Annotated in this window: 21 protein-coding genes; 9 read left to right on the plus strand and 12 right to left on the minus strand. The window is 50.6% G+C overall.

Annotated features, from left to right (window positions below; translation table 11 throughout):
* Positions 1 to 34: 34 nt before the first annotated feature.
* From C2U41_RS24890 to aspA, 4 genes are all read right to left on the minus strand, one after another.
* The gene (locus tag C2U41_RS24890) at positions 35 to 1,744 is read right to left on the minus strand and encodes a protein-disulfide reductase DsbD (RefSeq protein WP_104427106.1); all 1,710 of its coding nucleotides are present in this window, start codon (positions 1,742 to 1,744) and stop codon (positions 35 to 37) included.
* Positions 1,720 to 2,067, minus strand: coding sequence for a divalent cation tolerance protein CutA (gene cutA, locus C2U41_RS24895; RefSeq protein ID WP_003025447.1), 348 nt, complete (start codon positions 2,065 to 2,067; stop codon positions 1,720 to 1,722). The genes C2U41_RS24890 and cutA overlap by 25 nt, the downstream gene beginning before the upstream one ends.
* Positions 2,068 to 2,195: 128 nt before the next feature.
* Positions 2,196 to 3,497 (minus strand): anaerobic C4-dicarboxylate transporter DcuA, encoded by a 1,302-nt coding sequence (gene dcuA / locus C2U41_RS24900; protein WP_003025449.1) that lies wholly within the window; start codon positions 3,495 to 3,497, stop codon positions 2,196 to 2,198.
* A 115-nt stretch (positions 3,498 to 3,612) separates the two neighbouring features.
* Complete coding sequence (gene aspA / locus C2U41_RS24905) at positions 3,613 to 5,049, minus strand: aspartate ammonia-lyase (protein WP_003025452.1); 1,437 nt, start codon at positions 5,047 to 5,049, stop codon at positions 3,613 to 3,615.
* A gap of 338 nt (positions 5,050 to 5,387) precedes the next feature.
* Between aspA and C2U41_RS24910 the strand changes: the two genes are divergently transcribed.
* Positions 5,388 to 5,864: an FxsA family protein gene (locus C2U41_RS24910; protein ID WP_103848372.1), complete on the plus strand. Its 477-nt coding sequence runs from the start codon at positions 5,388 to 5,390 to the stop codon at positions 5,862 to 5,864.
* Positions 5,865 to 5,913: 49 nt separating this feature from the next.
* Here C2U41_RS24910 and yjeH read toward each other — a convergent pair whose 3' ends face one another.
* The gene (gene yjeH / locus C2U41_RS24915) at positions 5,914 to 7,179 is read right to left on the minus strand and encodes an L-methionine/branched-chain amino acid transporter (RefSeq protein ID WP_103848373.1); all 1,266 of its coding nucleotides are present in this window, start codon (positions 7,177 to 7,179) and stop codon (positions 5,914 to 5,916) included.
* 275 nt (positions 7,180 to 7,454) lie between these two features.
* On the opposite strand from yjeH, the gene C2U41_RS24920 reads away from it, so the two are divergent.
* From C2U41_RS24920 to C2U41_RS24930, 3 genes are all read left to right on the plus strand, one after another.
* A complete protein-coding gene (locus tag C2U41_RS24920) occupies positions 7,455 to 7,748 on the plus strand; it encodes a co-chaperone GroES (protein WP_000027827.1) in 294 nt (97 codons plus the stop codon).
* Between the two features lie 43 nt (positions 7,749 to 7,791).
* The gene (gene groL, locus C2U41_RS24925; RefSeq protein ID WP_003025464.1) at positions 7,792 to 9,438 is read left to right on the plus strand and encodes a chaperonin GroEL; all 1,647 of its coding nucleotides are present in this window, start codon (positions 7,792 to 7,794) and stop codon (positions 9,436 to 9,438) included.
* A gap of 134 nt (positions 9,439 to 9,572) precedes the next feature.
* A complete protein-coding gene (locus C2U41_RS24930; protein WP_003025468.1) occupies positions 9,573 to 9,926 on the plus strand; it encodes a DUF4156 domain-containing protein in 354 nt (117 codons plus the stop codon).
* Positions 9,927 to 10,105: 179 nt separating this feature from the next.
* Here C2U41_RS24930 and yjeJ read toward each other — a convergent pair whose 3' ends face one another.
* The gene (gene yjeJ, locus C2U41_RS24940; RefSeq protein WP_003844989.1) at positions 10,106 to 10,969 is read right to left on the minus strand and encodes a YjeJ family protein; all 864 of its coding nucleotides are present in this window, start codon (positions 10,967 to 10,969) and stop codon (positions 10,106 to 10,108) included.
* Positions 10,970 to 11,153: 184 nt separating this feature from the next.
* Positions 11,154 to 12,182: an EF-P beta-lysylation protein EpmB gene (gene epmB / locus C2U41_RS24945; protein WP_016149436.1), complete on the minus strand. Its 1,029-nt coding sequence runs from the start codon at positions 12,180 to 12,182 to the stop codon at positions 11,154 to 11,156.
* A 41-nt stretch (positions 12,183 to 12,223) separates the two neighbouring features.
* Between epmB and efp the strand changes: the two genes are divergently transcribed.
* The 3 genes from efp (at position 12,224) to ecnB (ending at position 13,236) form a co-directional block, all read left to right on the plus strand.
* Positions 12,224 to 12,790 (plus strand): elongation factor P, encoded by a 567-nt coding sequence (gene efp / locus C2U41_RS24950; protein ID WP_003025478.1) that lies wholly within the window; start codon positions 12,224 to 12,226, stop codon positions 12,788 to 12,790.
* Positions 12,791 to 12,847: 57 nt separating this feature from the next.
* Positions 12,848 to 12,982 carry a lipoprotein antitoxin entericidin A gene (ecnA, locus tag C2U41_RS24955; RefSeq protein ID WP_003830568.1) on the plus strand — a complete coding sequence of 45 codons (135 nt, stop codon included), beginning with the start codon at positions 12,848 to 12,850 and terminating at the stop codon, positions 12,980 to 12,982.
* A gap of 107 nt (positions 12,983 to 13,089) precedes the next feature.
* A complete protein-coding gene (gene ecnB / locus C2U41_RS24960) occupies positions 13,090 to 13,236 on the plus strand; it encodes a lipoprotein toxin entericidin B (RefSeq protein WP_003025482.1) in 147 nt (48 codons plus the stop codon).
* A gap of 30 nt (positions 13,237 to 13,266) precedes the next feature.
* On the opposite strand, the gene C2U41_RS24965 is transcribed toward ecnB, so the two are convergent.
* Complete coding sequence (locus C2U41_RS24965) at positions 13,267 to 13,866, minus strand: helix-turn-helix transcriptional regulator (protein WP_016149437.1); 600 nt, start codon at positions 13,864 to 13,866, stop codon at positions 13,267 to 13,269.
* Between the two features lie 256 nt (positions 13,867 to 14,122).
* Here C2U41_RS24965 and sugE point away from each other — a divergent pair, with 256 nt between their 5' ends.
* A complete protein-coding gene (sugE, locus tag C2U41_RS24970) occupies positions 14,123 to 14,440 on the plus strand; it encodes a quaternary ammonium compound efflux SMR transporter SugE (RefSeq protein ID WP_000118520.1) in 318 nt (105 codons plus the stop codon).
* Here sugE and C2U41_RS24975 read toward each other — a convergent pair.
* Both C2U41_RS24975 and C2U41_RS24980 read right to left on the minus strand, forming a co-directional pair.
* Positions 14,437 to 14,970 carry a lipocalin family protein gene (locus C2U41_RS24975; RefSeq protein WP_003844984.1) on the minus strand — a complete coding sequence of 178 codons (534 nt, stop codon included), beginning with the start codon at positions 14,968 to 14,970 and terminating at the stop codon, positions 14,437 to 14,439. The genes sugE and C2U41_RS24975 overlap by 4 nt on opposite strands.
* A 92-nt stretch (positions 14,971 to 15,062) precedes the next feature.
* Positions 15,063 to 16,208, minus strand: coding sequence for a class C beta-lactamase CMY-152 (locus tag C2U41_RS24980; RefSeq protein ID WP_032937778.1), 1,146 nt, complete (start codon positions 16,206 to 16,208; stop codon positions 15,063 to 15,065).
* Positions 16,209 to 16,339: 131 nt separating this feature from the next.
* On the opposite strand from C2U41_RS24980, the gene ampR reads away from it, so the two are divergent.
* Positions 16,340 to 17,215 carry a LysR family transcriptional regulator AmpR gene (ampR, locus tag C2U41_RS24985; protein WP_032937777.1) on the plus strand — a complete coding sequence of 292 codons (876 nt, stop codon included), beginning with the start codon at positions 16,340 to 16,342 and terminating at the stop codon, positions 17,213 to 17,215.
* Between the two features lie 42 nt (positions 17,216 to 17,257).
* Here the strand turns inward: ampR and frdD are convergent, their stop codons facing one another.
* Positions 17,258 to 17,614, minus strand: a complete 357-nt coding sequence (gene frdD / locus C2U41_RS24990) for a fumarate reductase subunit FrdD (RefSeq protein WP_003025535.1) — start codon at positions 17,612 to 17,614, stop codon at positions 17,258 to 17,260.
* A 10-nt stretch (positions 17,615 to 17,624) separates the two neighbouring features.
* A complete protein-coding gene (gene frdC, locus C2U41_RS24995; RefSeq protein WP_003025537.1) occupies positions 17,625 to 18,020 on the minus strand; it encodes a fumarate reductase subunit FrdC in 396 nt (131 codons plus the stop codon).
* Positions 18,021 to 18,026 lie beyond the last annotated feature (6 nt).

The following is an 18,026-nucleotide window of genomic DNA, read 5'->3' on the forward strand; positions in this document are numbered from 1 at the left end:
TATTCTCCTCCGTATTTCCTGTTGCAAGTGTCGCTCACGGTTGGCGATCGCGCAAATGTGCGCTGAAGGTAGCGGCATCCATAAAACCCGTTACCCGGGCCTCCGGATGCTCTTTTCCCTCGGCATCAAAGAACAAGATAGTCGGCAAACCTAAAACCTGTAGATGTTTCAGCAGAGCGACATCCTGGGCATTGTTTGCTGTCACATCCGCTTGCAACAGCACCGTGTTGCCTAGCGCTTGCTGAACCTGCGGATTACTGAACGTGTACTTTTCAAATTCCTTACAGGCTACACACCAGTCGGCATACAGATCCAGCATGACTGGCCTGCCTCTAGCTTGCTCCAGCGCTTGATTTAACGCATCTACCGATGCCACCGGCGTGAAGTTAAGGTGTGCCTGGGGGTGAGTATGCGGCGCGCCGAACGCCCAGTCTTGCAGTGGACGCACGCATACCAGTGCTGCGGCTAACAGGACAATCTGCACGATACGCATCCAGGCGTGCTTTGCCTGCAGGCTGGTAATGAACGCCCAGCCAAAGAACGCGACGCCTAACAGTGACCATAAGCGAACGCTCCACTCGTCGCCAACGATACGTTCGAGTAAGAAGACGGGAAGCGCCAGAATGACAAAGCCAAAGGCGGTTTTGACATGTTCCATCCATGGGCCGCTTTTAGGCAACAGGCGATTGCCAAATACGGTAATCAGCATCAGAGGTAATCCCATCCCCAGCGCGTACAGATACAGCGTGCCGCCTCCCAGCCACATGTTCCCGCTTTGAGCGATATACAGCAAAATCGCGCTTAGCGGGGCCGTTGTGCAAGGAGAACAGATGAGGCCAGCAATCGCCCCCATCGCAAAGACGCTGCCGGGAGCTCCGCCTTGCTGGCGGTTACTCATTAGCGTGAGGCGCGTTTGCAGCGATGAAGGCAGTTGCAGCGTGAACAAACCAAACATCGACAGAGCCAGCAGCGTAAAGATGACGGCAAGGCCAATCAGGACGTAAGGATGTTGTAGCGCGGCCTGGAACTGTAAACCGGCGGCTGCAACAACCAAACCCAGCGCGGTATAGGTGAGCGCCATCCCTTGAACGTAGATAAACGTCAGCAGCAGTGCCCGTCCGGTTGATAAGCGTTGCTTGCCGCCCAGTACGATCCCGGAAATCAGCGGATACATCGGCAGTACGCAGGGCGTAAACGCGATGCCTATTCCGATCAGCAATGCCCACAGAGCGGTAAAGGGAAGTTGAGCCGCGGGCTGCGGTTTCTCTTGCGGATCGACAGTGGCTGGCACCGGCGCAGGTGTCGCCTGGATATCGGCAGACACTTCACTTAATGGCACCGTTTTTGTTTCTGGTGGATAGCAAAATCCGGCGTCGGCGCAGCCCTGGTATGTGATCGTTAATGTTGCGCCAGACTTAGCCTGATTGACCGTGATCGGGATAGTCAGCTGTTTACGGTAAATCTCACTTTTGCCGTAAAACTCATCTTCATGCCAGACGCCTGGCGGCAGTTTTATCTCGGCAATATCGGCCTGAGATGGCGTAATGCTTATCTGTTTGCGATACAGATAGTAGCCATCTTTAACCTGCCATGTGAGGTTCAGATCGTGTTGGTTTTGCTGAAAATCAAAAACAAACGCCCGATCGGCAGGTACAAACTGCGAGCGGCCAGGCGCGTCAAATAATCCAGCAAAGGTAGATGTGCTGCACAGCAGCAGGATCAGCGTAAGGATGCGTTGAGCCATGAGCGGTAATCAAAGTCTCCGTGAGTGACGGGTAAAACCAGAAGTTCAGGTGTTTGATACGGATGATGTGACTTCAGGCAATCGAGAAGGGCTTGCTGGTGCGTGACGGTGGTTTTTAAAATCATCTGCACTTCATATTCCTGTTCCAGTTTGCCTTCCCAATAGTAGAGGGAGGTCGCACCGGGTAGCAGGGTCACGCAGGCAGCCAGCTTTTCCGCCAGCACTTTGGCGGCGAGATCCTGGGCGGTTGCTTCATCCGGGGCGGTACAGAGCACCACAACGGTATCGGGGATGGAAATATCCTGACTCTTTACATCAAGCATAAACACCTCGAAAGAACAGAGTAACCAGCAAAAGAATGGTCACTATACAACGGACGAGGGAAGGATGTTAGCTAAAGCGAGGTGGGGAGGAGGAACTGCAGGGCGCGAAGGCACCCTGCAGTAAAGTCTTACAGCATGAAGCTGCCCAGCAAGAAGCCGAAGCAGACAGCCAGAACCACACCCAGAGTACCTGGGATGAAGAACGGATGGTTAAAGACGAATTTACCGATGCGGGTTGTACCGGTGTCATCCATTTGAACCGCCGCAACCAGAGTTGGGTAGGTTGGCAGAATGAACAGGCCAGAAACCGCGGCGAAAGACGCAACAGCAGTCAGTGGGGAAACGTTCAGAGCCAGAGCCATCGGCATCAGTGCTTTAGCGGTTGCAGCCTGAGAGTACAGCAGCGCGGAAGCAAAGAAGAAGATGACCGCCAGCAGCCACGGATGACCCTGAATTACGCTACCTGCAGTATCTTTGATCCAGTCAATGTTGTGAGATACGAAGGTATCACCCAGCCATGCAACACCAAGGATACAAATACAGGCGCTCATACCGGCTTTGAAGGTGCTGGAGTTCAGGATGGAGTCAGTTTCAACGCGGCAGACGATCGTGGTCAGCGTCGCGACGCTCAGCATGATGATCAGGATTGCGTTGGTGGTGTTCATCAGCGGTTTAGCGACCAGGCCAAGGCTTGGGCTGTTGATGATGGCGTATACAACTACGCAAACCACGCCCAGCAGGAACAGCCAAACGGAGGTTTTCGCGCCAGCTTTGATTTCAACTTGTCTTTCACCGCGCAGTTCAACCAGGCCTTCTTCCAGACGCTTACGATAAATCGGGTCGTCAGACAGTTTGGAGTTGAACAGTGCGGTGATCAGGAAGGACATCACCAGAACGGCCAGCAGGGTGGACGGAATGACCACGGACAGCAGGTGAATGTAGCTGATGCCATGACCTTCCATGACGGAAGACATGTAAACCACGGCTGCGGAGATTGGAGAAGCCGTAATCGCAATCTGTGCAGAAACCACTGCGGTAGAGAGCGGACGGCAAGGCTTGATACCTTGTTCCTTCGCAACTTCAGCGATAACCGGCAGCGTTGCCAGAGAGATGTTGCCAGTACCGGCAAAGATAGTCAGGAAATAGGTCACGATAGGTGCAAGGATCGTGATGTATTTCGGGTTTTTACGCAGCAGTTTTTCAGTTTGGTGAACCAGGTAGTCCAGACCACCGGCAATCTGCATGGCAGAGATAGCAGCGATAACCGCCATGATAATGGAAATAACATCGAACGGAATATTACCTGGTTTTACGCCGATAGCGGCAAGAACCAGAACACCCAGCCCACCTGCAAATCCAATACCGATACCCCCAAGTCTGGCACCTAAAAAGATTGCCAGCAAAACGATGATAAGTTCTAAAACTATCATATTAGCCTTCCTTGTTGTTTAACAAGTTGATATTAAATTGTTGTTTTTAAGTAACTTCGAGTAAGAAAAAAGGCACGTCATCATGACGTGCCTTCTCCGGTACTACCCTACACGATTACTGTTCGCTTTCATCAGTATAACGTTTTGCTTTATAAGCAGGGTGCATCAGGTTCTGTGCAGAGAAGATATCGTCCAGTTCAGACTCGGTCAACAGACCGCGTTCCAGGACAACTTCACGTACGCTCTTACCAGTTTCGGCACAAATTTTACCGACGATGTCGCCGTTGTGGTGACCGATGAACGGGTTGAGGTAAGTAACGATGCCGATGGAGTTGAATACAAACGCTTCACAGACTTCTTTGTTAGCAGTGATACCACTAACGCATTTTTCCAGCAGGTTGTAGCAAGCGTTGCTCAGAATGTGAATGGATTCAAACATTGCCTGACCAATGACCGGCTCCATTACGTTCAGCTGCAGCTGACCAGCTTCAGATGCCATGGTGACAGTGATGTCGTTACCGATGACTTTGAAGCAAACCTGGTTTACGACTTCCGGAACAACCGGGTTCACTTTAGCTGGCATGATAGAAGACCCAGCCTGCAGTTCCGGCAGGTTGATCTCGTTCAGACCCGCACGCGGACCAGAGGAGAGCAAACGCAGGTCGTTACAGATTTTGGACATCTTCACAGCCAGACGTTTCAGTGCGCCGTGCACCATAACGTATGCGCCACAGTCAGAAGTTGCTTCAATCAGGTCTTCTGCCGGAACACAGGCGAAGCCAGTGACTTCAGCCAGTTTCTGTACTGCCAGCGGAGAGTACTCTTTCGGCGTGTTCAGACCAGTACCGATTGCTGTTGCGCCGAGGTTAACTTCCAGCAGCAGCTCAGCGGTACGCCCAATGTTTTTCACTTCTTCTTTCAGCAGTACGCTGAAAGCACGGAATTCCTGACCGAGAGTCATCGGTACAGCATCCTGCAGCTGGGTACGACCCATTTTCAGGATGTCCTGGAATTCATCGGCTTTTTTCTCAAAGCCTTCACGCAGCTGGTTCAGTGCATCAATCAGTTTGATGATGGATGCGTATACAGCGATACGGAAGCCAGTTGGGTATGCATCGTTGGTAGACTGACATTTGTTAACGTGGTCGTTCGGGTTCAGGTACTGATATTCACCTTTCTGGTGACCCATCAGTTCCAGACCGATATTGGCCAGAACTTCGTTGGTGTTCATGTTGACGGAGGTACCCGCACCACCCTGGTAAACGTCTACCGGGAACTGATCCATGCATTTTCCGTTATTCAGGACTTCATCACACGCCGCGATGATGGCATTTGCCACACTCTTAGGAATGGTTTGCAGCTCTTTGTTGGCCATTGCCGCTGCCTTTTTAACCATTACCATACCGCGAACAAATTCAGGAATATCGCTGATTTTGCTGTTGCTAATGTAGAAGTTTTCAATCGCTCTCAGAGTGTGGACACCGTAGTAGGCGTCCGCTGGAACTTCCCTGGTACCCAACAAGTCTTCTTCGATACGAATGTTGTTTAACATGTGAACCTTCTTTTTCAAGCTGCCAATGATTTGACTAAACACACAGGATATATGTGATTTCGATTGTTTCTCGACCGACGATTATCCCCTGCATCGGTCTGATACCCGAGATCATATGCTGGTTAAGGATTTCTACCGTAATCTGGATCACTTAAAGCGTGGAATTTACCCCTTATTTATTATTCTGTGAAATGGATCACCCCTTTGTGATTAACCCTAAATATTAGTGTACAAGCCACTTGAAATTTTGCTAACCACCACAATATCAAATCGATGCGATTAACATAATTTTTCGAACAGAAGTTGAACAAAACGGCTGTTATTAACAGGAGATCCCTTTGAGCTGGATACCATTACTTGCCATTTTTCTCTATGTTTACATAGAGATATCTATTTTTATTCAGGTTGCCCATGTGATGGGCGTCCTGATGACGCTGATTTTGGTTATTTTTACGTCGGTTATCGGTATGTCTCTGGTTCGTAATCAGGGATTTAAGAACTTTTTACTGATGCAACAAAAAATGGCGGCTGGTGAAAGTCCGGCTGCAGAAATGATCAAAAGTGTATCGCTGATTATCGCCGGTCTGCTGTTGGTACTGCCTGGTTTTTTCACCGATTTCCTCGGTCTTCTTCTTTTATTACCCCCGGTGCAAAAACATCTAACGATGAAACTGCTGCCACATTTACGTTTTTCGCGTATGCCTGGCGGTGGTTTTAGCGCCGGAACCGGTGGCGGTGAGACTTTTGATGGTGAATTTCAGCGCAAGGATGACAAGCGCGACAGCATCGAACATAAAGACGATCGTCGGGATTAAGGCTCAGTATGTAGGCCGGATAAGCGTTAGCGCCATCCGGCAAAAGTGTTTATAGGCAGGATGATGGCGTCAACGTTGCTTTATCCGGCCTGCGGGGTAAAAACAGCCACAGCCCTGCCAGCATAATCAACGCGTACAAACTCTTCCAGCCGACCATTGCCAGTAGTAGTAGGCACAGCAGACCACCAATGACCGCCAGTGCGCGGTAATGCCCTTTCAGTAATCGACAACCCGCCAACATGCACAGCAAATAAATCATAATAAAGATGCCGTTGGCGTAGACGATTAACGCATCGAGATTGATTTGCAGCATATAGATGCACAGAGTACTGACTACGCAGCAGCCCAATACGGCGTTTAGCGCATTGCGCGGAAGGTGGCGGGGGGACAGACGAGCCAGATAACTCTCAGGCTTATACTGCGCTTGCGACCAGACCAGTCGAGCGAAACTTTGAATATAAATGTTGAGGCTGGCAAAACAGGCCAAATAACCAATGATGCAGGCGACCCACAGTGCCTGTACACCAAACAGTTGCACGACGATTTCTGGCAGCGATGCTGCGGCGGCCATTTGCTCGCCGTAGGCACCAAAATGGAGAACGACGACGGTGCATGCCCAATAAACAGATCCAGCCAGCAGCAGGCCAATCATCAGCGCGCGTGGGAAGTCTCGTTCCGGATTTTTGAATTCAGACGCCAGGTGAGCAAACGCTTCGAGGCCAACAAAACACCAGAACATCACCGACAGCGCGGCGAACAGACCGGGGAGTTCAATATCGCTAATTGCAGGGAAGGGTATTTCGCCTGGTTTCAGATCGCCCGCCCACCAGATAGCAACAACGAGGGCAACAATCAGTCCGGCAATGACCGTTTGCAGATTAGCGCTTGAGCTTGCGCCGCGGGAGCCGATGTACCAAACCAATGCCAGCGTACCCAGCTCAGCCAGCAGAAGCTGCTCGTCATGCCAGCCAAACATCGCCTGACCGAATCCGGCGGCGATGTGCAATGCCGCAGGCAAGCCGACAGGAATGACCGACAAAAATAGCCATCCGGTGACGCGCTCCAGTCGTGAACCAAAGGCCATGCCGACAAAATGCGCCACACCGCCTGCGCTGGGGAAATGACGACCCAGTACGGCGAAGACAATCGCCACCGGAAAGACCAAAACAATCAGCACCGGCCAGGCCCACAGGCTGTTATTGCCAGCCACCAGCGCAGCCAGCGCGGGGACGGCGAAAACGCCTGTACCTAACAATGATGTCGACAACAGGCCAACGCCCTGAGCCAGTCCCAGCTCTTGTTTCAGTCCGCTCATAAGTGGTTATCCGATTATGCCCATTGACCGGGCTACAACGCAGATTTTTGATGGTATCACAATCGGATTTGCTTATGACGACGTGACTGAAATCGTTATGAAATGTGAGGTGTGTCGGCGTTTTGACGGGATTTTCTGCTGATAAAAAATTTTTTTCGCTTGCCCCCTTGAAGGCACAAAACCCCATCCCCATCTCTCTGGTCACTAGCCGGGAAACCGTTTACGGGCCGGCGTCACCCATAACTGATAAAGACTTTCTCAAAGGAGAGCTATCAATGAGTATTCGTCCGTTACATGATCGTGTGATCGTCAAACGTAAAGAAGTTGAATCCAAATCTGCTGGCGGCATCGTACTGACTGGTTCTGCAGCAGGTAAATCAACTCGTGGCGAAATCATCGCTGTCGGTAAGGGTCGCATCCTGGACAACGGTACCGTACAGCCGCTGGACGTGAAAGTCGGCGATATCGTTATTTTCAACGATGGCTACGGTGTTAAATCTGAGAAGATCGACAATGAAGAAGTGTTGATCATGTCTGAAAGCGACATCCTGGCAATTGTTGAAGCCTAATCCGCGAACGACACTGAACATACGAATTTAAGGGAAAGAGAAAATGGCAGCTAAAGACGTAAAATTCGGTAACGACGCTCGTGTGAAAATGCTGCGCGGCGTAAACGTACTGGCAGATGCAGTGAAAGTTACCCTCGGCCCAAAAGGCCGTAACGTAGTTCTGGATAAATCTTTCGGTGCGCCGACCATCACTAAAGATGGTGTTTCCGTAGCACGTGAAATCGAACTGGAAGACAAGTTCGAAAACATGGGTGCGCAGATGGTGAAAGAAGTTGCCTCTAAAGCGAACGACGCTGCAGGTGACGGTACCACCACCGCAACCGTACTGGCTCAGTCCATCATCACTGAAGGTCTGAAAGCCGTTGCTGCGGGCATGAACCCGATGGATCTGAAACGTGGTATCGACAAAGCTGTCGCTGCTGCTGTTGAAGAACTGAAAGCACTGTCCGTACCGTGCTCCGACTCTAAAGCTATTGCTCAGGTTGGTACCATCTCCGCTAACTCCGACGAAACCGTAGGTAAACTGATCGCTGAAGCGATGGACAAAGTCGGTAAAGAAGGCGTGATCACCGTTGAAGACGGTACCGGTCTGCAGGACGAACTGGACGTGGTTGAAGGTATGCAGTTCGACCGTGGCTATCTGTCTCCTTACTTCATCAACAAGCCGGAAACTGGCGCAGTAGAACTGGAAAGCCCGTTCATCCTGCTGGCTGACAAGAAAATCTCCAACATCCGCGAAATGCTGCCGGTTCTGGAAGCTGTAGCGAAAGCAGGCAAACCGCTGCTGATCATCGCTGAAGATGTTGAAGGTGAAGCGCTGGCAACTCTGGTTGTTAACACCATGCGCGGTATCGTGAAAGTCGCTGCGGTTAAAGCACCTGGCTTCGGCGATCGTCGTAAAGCAATGCTGCAGGATATCGCTACCCTGACCGGTGGTACCGTTATCTCTGAAGAGATCGGTATGGAGCTGGAAAAAGCAACTCTGGAAGATCTGGGCCAGGCGAAACGCGTTGTTATCAACAAAGATACCACCACCATCATCGATGGCGTGGGCGACGAAGCTGCAATCCAGGGTCGCGTGACTCAGATTCGTCAGCAGATCGAAGAAGCAACTTCCGACTATGACCGTGAAAAACTGCAGGAGCGCGTAGCGAAACTGGCAGGCGGCGTTGCGGTTATCAAAGTTGGTGCTGCGACTGAAGTTGAAATGAAAGAGAAGAAAGCCCGCGTTGAAGATGCCCTGCACGCTACCCGTGCTGCGGTAGAAGAAGGCGTGGTTGCTGGTGGTGGCGTTGCGCTGATTCGCGTAGCGTCTAAAATTGCCGGCCTGAAAGGTCAGAACGAAGACCAGAACGTAGGTATCAAAGTTGCGCTGCGCGCAATGGAATCTCCACTGCGTCAAATCGTACTGAACTGCGGCGAAGAGCCGTCTGTAGTGGCTAACACCGTGAAAGCCGGTGACGGTAACTACGGTTACAACGCTGCAACTGAAGAATACGGCAACATGATCGACATGGGTATCCTGGATCCAACCAAAGTAACTCGTTCTGCTCTGCAGTACGCGGCTTCTGTTGCGGGTCTGATGATCACCACCGAGTGCATGGTTACCGACCTGCCGAAAGGCGATGCACCTGACTTAGGTGCTGCTGGTGGTATGGGCGGCATGGGTGGAATGGGCGGCATGATGTAATCATGTTGTTCTGAACCTCTCAGAATTGAGAAACCCCTGGGCAGAAATGTCCGGGGGTTTTTCTTTTGGTCATCTTTTTAGTATATGATTCAGCTACGGACATAACGTCCAACTAATTGATCATGGGGAATGACATGCACGTGAAATATTTAGCAGGGATCGTTGGTGCCGCGCTACTGATGGCGGGTTGTAGCTCCAGCAACGAACTGAGTTCAGCCGGGCAAAGCGTACGCTTTGTCGAAGACAAGCCTGGCGCAGAGTGCCAACTGATAGGCACGGCAACCGGTAAGCAAAGCAACTGGCTTTCTGGCCAGCACGGCGAAGAGGGCGGCTCAATGCGTGGCGCAGCAAACGATCTGCGTAACCAGGCTGCGGCAATGGGCGGTAACGTGATTTATGGTGTCAGCAGCCCATCGCAGGGAATGCTGTCCAGCTTTGTTCCTACCGCCAGTGAGATGATTGGACAGGTTTATAAGTGCCCTAACTGATTACACTTCATCCTTCAACCAGCCTCTTTGTTGGCTGCGCTGTGAAACCCCAGTCACATAGTTATCTATGCTCCTGGGGATTTTCTTCACTTGCCGCCGCGATGCAGATTGAATGATTTTGTGTAATAAAGTGGCCTGGACAGACTCATGCAATCGTAGGCCTGATAAGCGCAGCGCCATCAGGCATTCTGAGTCTTATGTGCAGACTGAACGCGTAAATGATGCAGTGCTCGCAGGCACTGATCCTGATTGAGCTTTTGCGTCTTATCACCCGTCAACGTTCTGATAAATACCTGGCACGGTACACCGGCAAGTTTTTTCAGCCGTGGGCTGAAATCGAGCAGGCGGCGAGTAATGGCTTCGGCCTCTTTGCTGCCGGAAGCGGCGCGAGTTTTTACTACCGAACCACAGAAATGGGCTTTTCCTTTATCATCCGTATAGCGGTAAATAATCGCCAGATAATGATTAAACAGGTTATGTTTCCATTCGGGTTGTGTATAAGAGTCGTATTCCAGATTGTCGTTTTGCTGGCAATCCACATCGTACAGCGGCAGGAAATCCAGCAGCGATGTAATTCGTAGCGCTAAATCCCGCATGCCAGCATTATTTATTGCATGAATAATTGCATGCGCCAACACCTGAATCTGTAATTCATTAACCAGTAATTCATCTGTTTTCCCGTCATGCAGCGTCAGAGAAAATGCTAAGTTTTCCCCTTTATCATCCACTAACGTCAGTGAATCTATGCGACGGTTAATATCCGCATTTTTTAGCTCATCTTCCTGAATTAACGGAATGTTTTCGTGCATCTTTTTGCTGGCTTTGTCACGTTCTTTTTCATATTGCAAACGTGCGTCTTCGCTAAGCTGTTGCTTCATATAGAGCCTGCTCTCGAGCGCGATAAGCAGATCTCTTAGCCCAAGCGGAGAGAGAAAAAACAGCGACTCTTTATTTCTTTGTTCTTTAATCTTCAATGCCAAGGCAACAAATTCATTCTTCTGACGAATAACACCGGTATTAATACCTTTAATACTGATAGCCATCAAAGGTTCTCCCTAACCATATATTTATTGAAAATCTAGATTTGACTTGATTTATATGTTTTGCAAATAACTAATTGCGCGCTGCGAGTTAAAATAGCACATATTAAAAGTGCGGCTCCACCTGCAGGGATATTAAATAATCGTGATCGATAGCGAGTGTCCGGAATCGGACACTCAATAATGGTTATTGTTGGCGTAACTGCAGGTCCAACGGCGTTTTACTTGGCTCTCCGCCAATTTCACGCGCCAGTTTGGGGACCATGTAACCGGAAACCAGTGTCAGGAGTTCACGCATAATGTGACGCGCTTCATCATCGCTGACCATAAAGTGGGCGGCACCCTGTACTTTATCCAGCACGTGCAGGTAATAGGGCATCACACCGGCATCAAATAGTGCGTTGCTAAGGTTAGCCAGGGTTTGTGCGTTATCGTTCACGCCACGCAGCAATACGCTTTGGTTGAGTAGCGTAACGCCCGCGGCGCGCAGACTACTCATCGCCTGGCGAAACGTCTCATCAACTTCATTGGCATGGTTAATGTGATTGACCAGCAGAATCTGCAGCGTGGAGCGCGCAAAACGTTCGACCAGTCCTTCGGTAATGCGCGCAGGGATCACTATCGGCAAACGGCTGTGAATACGCAGGCGTTTAATGTGCGGAATGGCTTCCAGTTGCGTGAGCAACCAGTCCAGTTCGTGGTCTTTGGCCATTAACGGATCGCCACCAGAGAAGATGATTTCATCCAGCTCAGGATGCGCGGTAATGTAGTCGAGAGCGACCTGCCAGTTGCGTTTATTGCCTTGGTTTTCGGCATATGGGAAGTGTCGACGGAAGCAATAGCGACAATTCACCGCACAACCGCCTTTGACCAGCAACAGTGCCCGATTGCGATATTTATGCAGCAGACCGGGAACCACACTGTGCTGTTCTTCCAGCGGATCGGTTGAGTAGCCTGGCGCGGCAACAAACTCTTCCTGGGAGGTAAGTACCTGACGCAAAAGCGGATCGTCCGGGTTACCTTTCTCCATGCGGGCAATAAACGCGCGCGGCACGCGCAGGGCGAAAAGCCGTCTCGCATCGCGTCCGGCCAACAGTTTTTCATCTGCGTCTATATTCAAAAGATGCAGAAGTTCATCGGGATCGGTCACAACATCGGCAAGTTGCGATAACCAATCTTCTCTGGATGGGGTATTTAGGGTTACAATATGCGCCATTTTGTGGCTTAGCTACCAGTTAACAATTTTCAGAGGGCCTTATGGCAACGTACTATAGCAACGATTTTCGTGCTGGTCTTAAAATCATGTTGGACGGCGAACCTTATGCGGTTGAAGCCAGCGAATTCGTTAAACCAGGTAAAGGCCAGGCGTTTGCGCGCGTTAAGCTGCGTCGCCTGCTGACCGGTACTCGCGTAGAGAAAACCTTCAAGTCTACTGACTCCGCTGAAGGCGCAGACGTAGCCGACATGAACCTGACTTTCCTGTATAGCGACGGTGAGTTCTGGCACTTTATGAATAACACCACTTTCGAACAGCTGGCTGCTGACGAGAAAGCGGTAGGCGATAACGCTAAATGGCTGCTGGACCAGGCTGAATGCATCGTGACCCTGTGGAACGGTCAGCCGATCTCTGTAACTCCGCCGAACTTCGTTGAGCTGGAAGTTGTTGAAACCGACCCAGGTCTGAAAGGCGATACCGCTGGTACTGGCGGCAAACCGGCTACCCTGTCTACCGGCGCAGTCGTTAAAGTTCCGCTGTTCGTACAGATCGGCGAAGTGATCAAAGTGGATACCCGCTCCGGCGAATACGTTTCTCGCGTAAAATAAGTCTTCCATTTGATCTTATGGCGCAGGTTGCTGCGCCATATTTTTTCCAGGGCAGGAATGATGAAACGTCTTCTCGGTCTTGTAATGCTACTCCTTTTCACCAGCACCCTCCTGACGGGATGCAATACCGCGCGCGGCTTCGGTGAAGACATCAAACATCTTGGCAATTCAATCTCTCACGCTGCCAGCTAATCATTTCATATAGTCTTAAAAACGATTGTTTATCCATCACACTCCCAGATCTTGTCTATTATTAAGTAGCTATACACAAACAATATTGGCTAGAAAAGGAAGACGTTATGGTTAAGAAGACAATTGCTGCGATCTTTTCTGTGTTGGTACTTTCTTCCGTTTTAACCGCGTGTAATACCACACGAGGCGTAGGACAGGATATTTCTGAAGGCGGTAGCGCCATTTCTGGTGCAGCGACAAAAGCTCAGCAATAATGAAGAACGGTACGACGTCGTGTCGTACCGTTAATCTCCCTTCCTTGGGAGTGACAGAAACGGCGAGAAGCGGTTCCCCAGGTGCAGTTTCATACGGATATTCCGCTTATAGGTGTAGACCGTTTTGCCATGTATGCTGAGTGCGGCGGCAATGGCATTGTTACTCACACCATCCATCCACATTGATAATACTTTCTCCTCCTGCGGCGTAAGCAAAGGCGTGGCGTTTTTGGGTATTTCTAATGCGGGGCGAACCTGAAGTGCTTCCTGAATTGTGTGGGAGAGTGTGTTCAGCGTGGTGTGCTTGGTCAAGACCGAATGGGCGACGAATTGAGAGGGTGCGATGGGGGCATGCTGTCTATCTGCTGATTGCAGTAAAATCAGTGGGATGACGCCACAACTCATAAAAAAAGGGTTAATTGGCGGACTGGAGTGCGTCTCGCTAATAAAACTGTATAAATCCGCGATCACCAGATGCGGTTTCCATTGCAAAATATGCTCTTTTGCTAACAGGAGATTATTGATTCCTGATACCAGAAATGAAGAGCTGAACCTGCCAGAATGATTAAGCAAGGCCTCTATCCCTGTGCGGGTAAAGTGGCACCGGTCAATCACTAAAATTTTAAGCATAAACGTTTCGCATTCAGAAGAGGGGCAATCGACTTTCCGGTTTCAGAAAGCCCTTCATCATAGAGAACTCCGATGAGTGCCAAATGCGGGAACTACGCCGCTAATTATGCTTAATTCTTGCTTTTAGCTGGCAGTGAATAAAAAGGTTGAAATTCATTTTCTTCCGGGCAAAAATGCCATTTCACACATCAGCTTTGTAGGACGACCTGCAAACGCTTCTTTCACCGGGGACGGCCCCATTGTTCTGGAGCCTGATATGTCCTGGATCGTTTTATTAATTGCAGGTTTGCTCGAAGTCGTCTGGGCGATTGGCCTGAAATATACCCACGGTTTTACGCGTCTTACGCCAAGCATTATCACTATTGCGGCGATGATCGTCAGTATTGCCATGCTCTCCTGGGCAATGCGCACATTACCTGTAGGAACCGCTTATGCGGTCTGGACCGGCATTGGCGCCGTCGGGGCGGCCATTACAGGGATTTTGCTGCTGGGTGAATCTGCCAGCCCGGCGCGTTTGCTGAGCCTTGGGCTGATCGTTGCTGGCATTATTGGTCTGAAGCTGAGCACTCACTAAGCGCCAGGCTGTTTCACCCAAATCAGCTTATTCACCTCAAACCCTTCCCGGGTCGCGATGGCTAACATTTGCTGTTTCATTTCATCTGAAATAGTTGGGGTCCGTGAAAGGATCCACAGGTAGTCGCGATCCGGACCGCAAACCAGCGCGTGACGATATTCCCGGTCGAGTGCAATTACGTTATACCCACCATAGAAGGGGCCGAAGAATGATACTTTAAGCGCGGCCGTGCTTGGGTCGCCGGTGAAATAGGCTTTCCCTTCCGTTTTCTGCCACATCTCCCTGTCAGGATTATAGCCCTTGTTAATAACGTTGATGCCGCCGTCGTCGCGCAAGCTGTACGTTGCGGTCACTTTATCCAACCCGCGTTCGAAACGATGGTCGAAGCGCGCAATTTCATACCATGTTCCCAGATAGCGTTTGGCATCAAAGTTATTCACCACGGTAACGCCTTTCGGCGGTGTTGGGGAGCTGCAAGCGACAACCAGGAATGCAGTCGTAACTGCAGCAACGACGGGCAGAATGCGCATAGTGTTTTCCTTACTGTTTTTTGTTAAGTGTAGATGACAGCAGGAAAAAAAGAGCAAGAAAGGAGGTCCGATTTACCGGACCCCTCTGTCAGTTATTGCAGTTTTTCAAGAATGCGCCAGGCCGCCTCGACGCGAGCCGGGTTGGGGTAGCTTTTGTTTGCCAGCATCACTATGCCAAGGTTTTTTTCTGGAACGAAGGCAACGTAGCTGCCAAATCCACCTGTGGATCCCGTTTTATGCACCCATGAGGCTTTCACGGCAGGTGCTGGCGGGTTTACCTCAACGGCGGGAAGCGCTGCCAATGCCACTTTGCTGTCGCTGCCGTTGATGATCGAATCAGCTTTCAGCGGCCAGTTCAGCATCTCCCAGCCTAATCCCTGGTACATATCACCAATACGCCAGTAACGAGACTGCGCAAGCTCAATGCCCTGCTGGAGCGTTTTCTCCTGAACGTGGCTGGCGTCCATGTTGGCCTGAACCCAGCGGGCCATATCGATAACGCTGGATTTCACGCCATAGGCTTCGGCGTCAAGTTGTCCCGGAGAAACGTGTACAGGCTTCCCTTCGCGATAGCCCCAGGCATAATTTTTTTGTTCGCTTTGCGGAACCGTAATCCAGGTATGCGCCAGTTTTAATGGTTGCAGGACGCGTCTGGTCATTGCCTCTTCGTAGCTCATACCTGAAGGTTTCACCGCCAGCGCACCAAACAGACCAATGCTGGAGTTAGCGTAAAGACGCTTAGCGCCCGGAGTCCATTGTGGTTGCCAGTTTTGATAAAAGCGCAGTAATGCGGCTTTATCCGTAACTTCATCGGGGATCTGCAGCGGTAGGCCACCCGCTGTATAGGTGGCTAAGTGCAGCAGGCTGATACCCCGCCACTGTTTGCCTGTCAGTTCTGGCCAGTATTTCGTGACCGGATCGCTGAGCTTAATTTCGCCGCGGGCGATAGCGTCGCCGCCCAACACGCCGTTAAACGTCTTACTGACCGACCCTAATTCAAACAGCGTTTGCTGCGTGACTGGGTGGTTATTGGCGATATCGGCTTTACCCCAGGTAAAGTAATAAGGTTTCTCCTCGTAGATAATCGCCACGGCCATACCCGGAATAGCCTGCTCCTGCATCAGTGGTGTGATGGTGCGGTTAACGATATCGGCAATTTGTTGTTCTGTTTTTGCGGCAGCAAACGTGGAGAAAGAGGCTGTCAGCAGCAGCGCGCAGCATATCGATTTTTTCATCATGAAATCAGTTCCGTAATTAAAAGCAAAAGGGTGTCCGGGCCCGTCAGACGCAATCAGTGTGTTTGATTTGCACCGTGTTGACAAACGGTTAAATTTAGCAGCAGATATAAGTTTTTCTAACAGGCTTAATGATGACGCGTAGCTATATCCCTCTTAACTCGCTGCGGGCTTTTGAAGCCGCGGCCAGACATCTCAGCTTTACCCGCGCTGCGATTGAGCTCAACGTGACGCATTCTGCCATCAGCCAGCATGTAAAATCGCTGGAGCAGCAGCTGAATTGTCAGCTTTTTGTGCGCGGTTCTCGTGGATTAATGTTGACGACTGAAGGGGAAAGTCTGTTACCTGTACTTAATGACTCCTTCGATCGTATGGCGGGGATGTTGGATCGTTTTGCCACTAAACAGACCCAGGAAAAACTTAAAATTGGCGTAGTGGGAACCTTTGCTATCGGCTGTCTTTTCCCGCTGTTGAGCGATTTTAAGCGCAGTTACCCACATATTGATTTGCATATTTCTACCCATAACAATCGCGTGGATCCCGCCGCCGAAGGGCTGGATTATACCATTCGCTACGGTGGGGGAGCCTGGCACGATACCGATGCGCAATATTTATGTAGCGCGCTGATGTCTCCACTGTGTTCGCCAACATTGGCTTCGCAGATTCAAACGCCTGCGGATATCCTGAAATTTCCGTTATTACGATCGTATCGGCGGGATGAATGGGCGCTTTGGATGCAGGCGGCCGGAGAGGCGCCTCCGTCACCGACGCATAATGTGATGGTGTTTGATTCGTCAGTCACCATGCTGGAAGCCGCTCAGGCGGGGAGCGGTGTGGCAATTGCGCCAGTCAGAATGTTCACGCATTTACTCAGCAGCGAACGTATCGTTCAGCCGTTTTTAACGCAGATTGATTTGGGAAGCTACTGGATAACGCGTTTGCAATCTCGCCCGGAGACGCCTGCGATGCGTGAATTTTCCCGTTGGTTGACCGGGGTGCTGCACAAATAAAAAAGGCCCGCCAATGGCGGGCCTGATAATTAACGCATGTACTTAGATGGTCAGAATACCAATCGCCGTTACAACGGTCAGGATAGCTGCCAGTCCGTAGAATACCCATTTGCCAGCCGGCACGTGGATTTTCAGGTCATGCATCGCGTGGTGCATACGGTGTAAACCACACCACAGCGGCAGAACGATCATCAGGAACAGAAACGCACGTCCGATGAAGCTCTGAGCGAATGCCAGTACGCGTTCATAGCTGAAAGCATCAGGAACAAAGCCCAGCGGCAGCATAATGCCTACCAGCAGGATCATTACCGGCGCAATGATTGCGCTCCACATACCGCCTGCACCAAACAGGCCCCAGAATACGGGTTCGTCAGAGCGTTTTGGATTTGGATTAATCATTCCGGACTCCTTACCAGAACAGGGCAACAAACAGTATGACTACTGTAGCAACCACAGTGACTGCCCAGAGACCTTTGATGATCGGCTCTGGCCCCATTTTTTCGTCTTTTACGATGATGTTGGCTGCTTTTGGTGCCAGCTCAAACCAGGTTTTGGTATGCAGCAGCGCTGCTGCCAGGGCGATAATGTTAAGGATTACCACCACCGGGTTTTGTAAAAAGGCGACAAAGCCCATCCAGGACTCTGCACCATGCTTGAGTGCAAACAGGCCGATAATCAGTTCAATGCTGAACCAGACTGCCGGGACTGCCGTGCCTTCACGCAGCATGTAAAAACGATAAAATGGCAGCTTTTTCCACCAGGTGGACGTCATTGGCCGCACATAGGCTTTACGTTTAGTCGTCATCGTGCA

The sequence above is a fragment of the Citrobacter freundii complex sp. CFNIH4 genome, from assembly GCF_002934505.1.
Lineage (GTDB): Bacteria > Pseudomonadota > Gammaproteobacteria > Enterobacterales > Enterobacteriaceae > Citrobacter > Citrobacter freundii.

Excerpts from the sequence above, each read along its gene's own strand:
- sugE (WP_000118520.1), top strand. The coding sequence starts at position 14,123 with ATGTCCTGGATCGTTTTATTAATTGCAGGTTTGCTCGAAGTCGTCTGG.
- epmB (WP_016149436.1), bottom strand. The coding sequence starts at position 12,182 with ATGGCGCATATTGTAACCCTAAATACCCCATCCAGAGAAGATTGGTTA.
- cutA (WP_003025447.1), bottom strand. The coding sequence starts at position 2,067 with ATGCTTGATGTAAAGAGTCAGGATATTTCCATCCCCGATACCGTTGTG.
- C2U41_RS24980 (WP_032937778.1), bottom strand. The coding sequence starts at position 16,208 with ATGATGAAAAAATCGATATGCTGCGCGCTGCTGCTGACAGCCTCTTTC.
- ampR (WP_032937777.1), top strand. The coding sequence starts at position 16,340 with ATGACGCGTAGCTATATCCCTCTTAACTCGCTGCGGGCTTTTGAAGCC.
- yjeJ (WP_003844989.1), bottom strand. The coding sequence starts at position 10,969 with ATGGCTATCAGTATTAAAGGTATTAATACCGGTGTTATTCGTCAGAAG.
- C2U41_RS24930 (WP_003025468.1), top strand. The coding sequence starts at position 9,573 with ATGCACGTGAAATATTTAGCAGGGATCGTTGGTGCCGCGCTACTGATG.
- efp (WP_003025478.1), top strand. The coding sequence starts at position 12,224 with ATGGCAACGTACTATAGCAACGATTTTCGTGCTGGTCTTAAAATCATG.
- C2U41_RS24920 (WP_000027827.1), top strand. The coding sequence starts at position 7,455 with ATGAGTATTCGTCCGTTACATGATCGTGTGATCGTCAAACGTAAAGAA.
- dcuA (WP_003025449.1), bottom strand. The coding sequence starts at position 3,497 with ATGATAGTTTTAGAACTTATCATCGTTTTGCTGGCAATCTTTTTAGGT.
- ecnB (WP_003025482.1), top strand. The coding sequence starts at position 13,090 with ATGGTTAAGAAGACAATTGCTGCGATCTTTTCTGTGTTGGTACTTTCT.
- ecnA (WP_003830568.1), top strand. The coding sequence starts at position 12,848 with ATGATGAAACGTCTTCTCGGTCTTGTAATGCTACTCCTTTTCACCAGC.
- groL (WP_003025464.1), top strand. The coding sequence starts at position 7,792 with ATGGCAGCTAAAGACGTAAAATTCGGTAACGACGCTCGTGTGAAAATG.
- yjeH (WP_103848373.1), bottom strand. The coding sequence starts at position 7,179 with ATGAGCGGACTGAAACAAGAGCTGGGACTGGCTCAGGGCGTTGGCCTG.
- C2U41_RS24890 (WP_104427106.1), bottom strand. The coding sequence starts at position 1,744 with ATGGCTCAACGCATCCTTACGCTGATCCTGCTGCTGTGCAGCACATCT.
- C2U41_RS24965 (WP_016149437.1), bottom strand. The coding sequence starts at position 13,866 with ATGCTTAAAATTTTAGTGATTGACCGGTGCCACTTTACCCGCACAGGG.
- frdC (WP_003025537.1), bottom strand. The coding sequence starts at position 18,020 with ATGACGACTAAACGTAAAGCCTATGTGCGGCCAATGACGTCCACCTGG.
- aspA (WP_003025452.1), bottom strand. The coding sequence starts at position 5,049 with ATGTTAAACAACATTCGTATCGAAGAAGACTTGTTGGGTACCAGGGAA.
- C2U41_RS24975 (WP_003844984.1), bottom strand. The coding sequence starts at position 14,970 with ATGCGCATTCTGCCCGTCGTTGCTGCAGTTACGACTGCATTCCTGGTT.
- frdD (WP_003025535.1), bottom strand. The coding sequence starts at position 17,614 with ATGATTAATCCAAATCCAAAACGCTCTGACGAACCCGTATTCTGGGGC.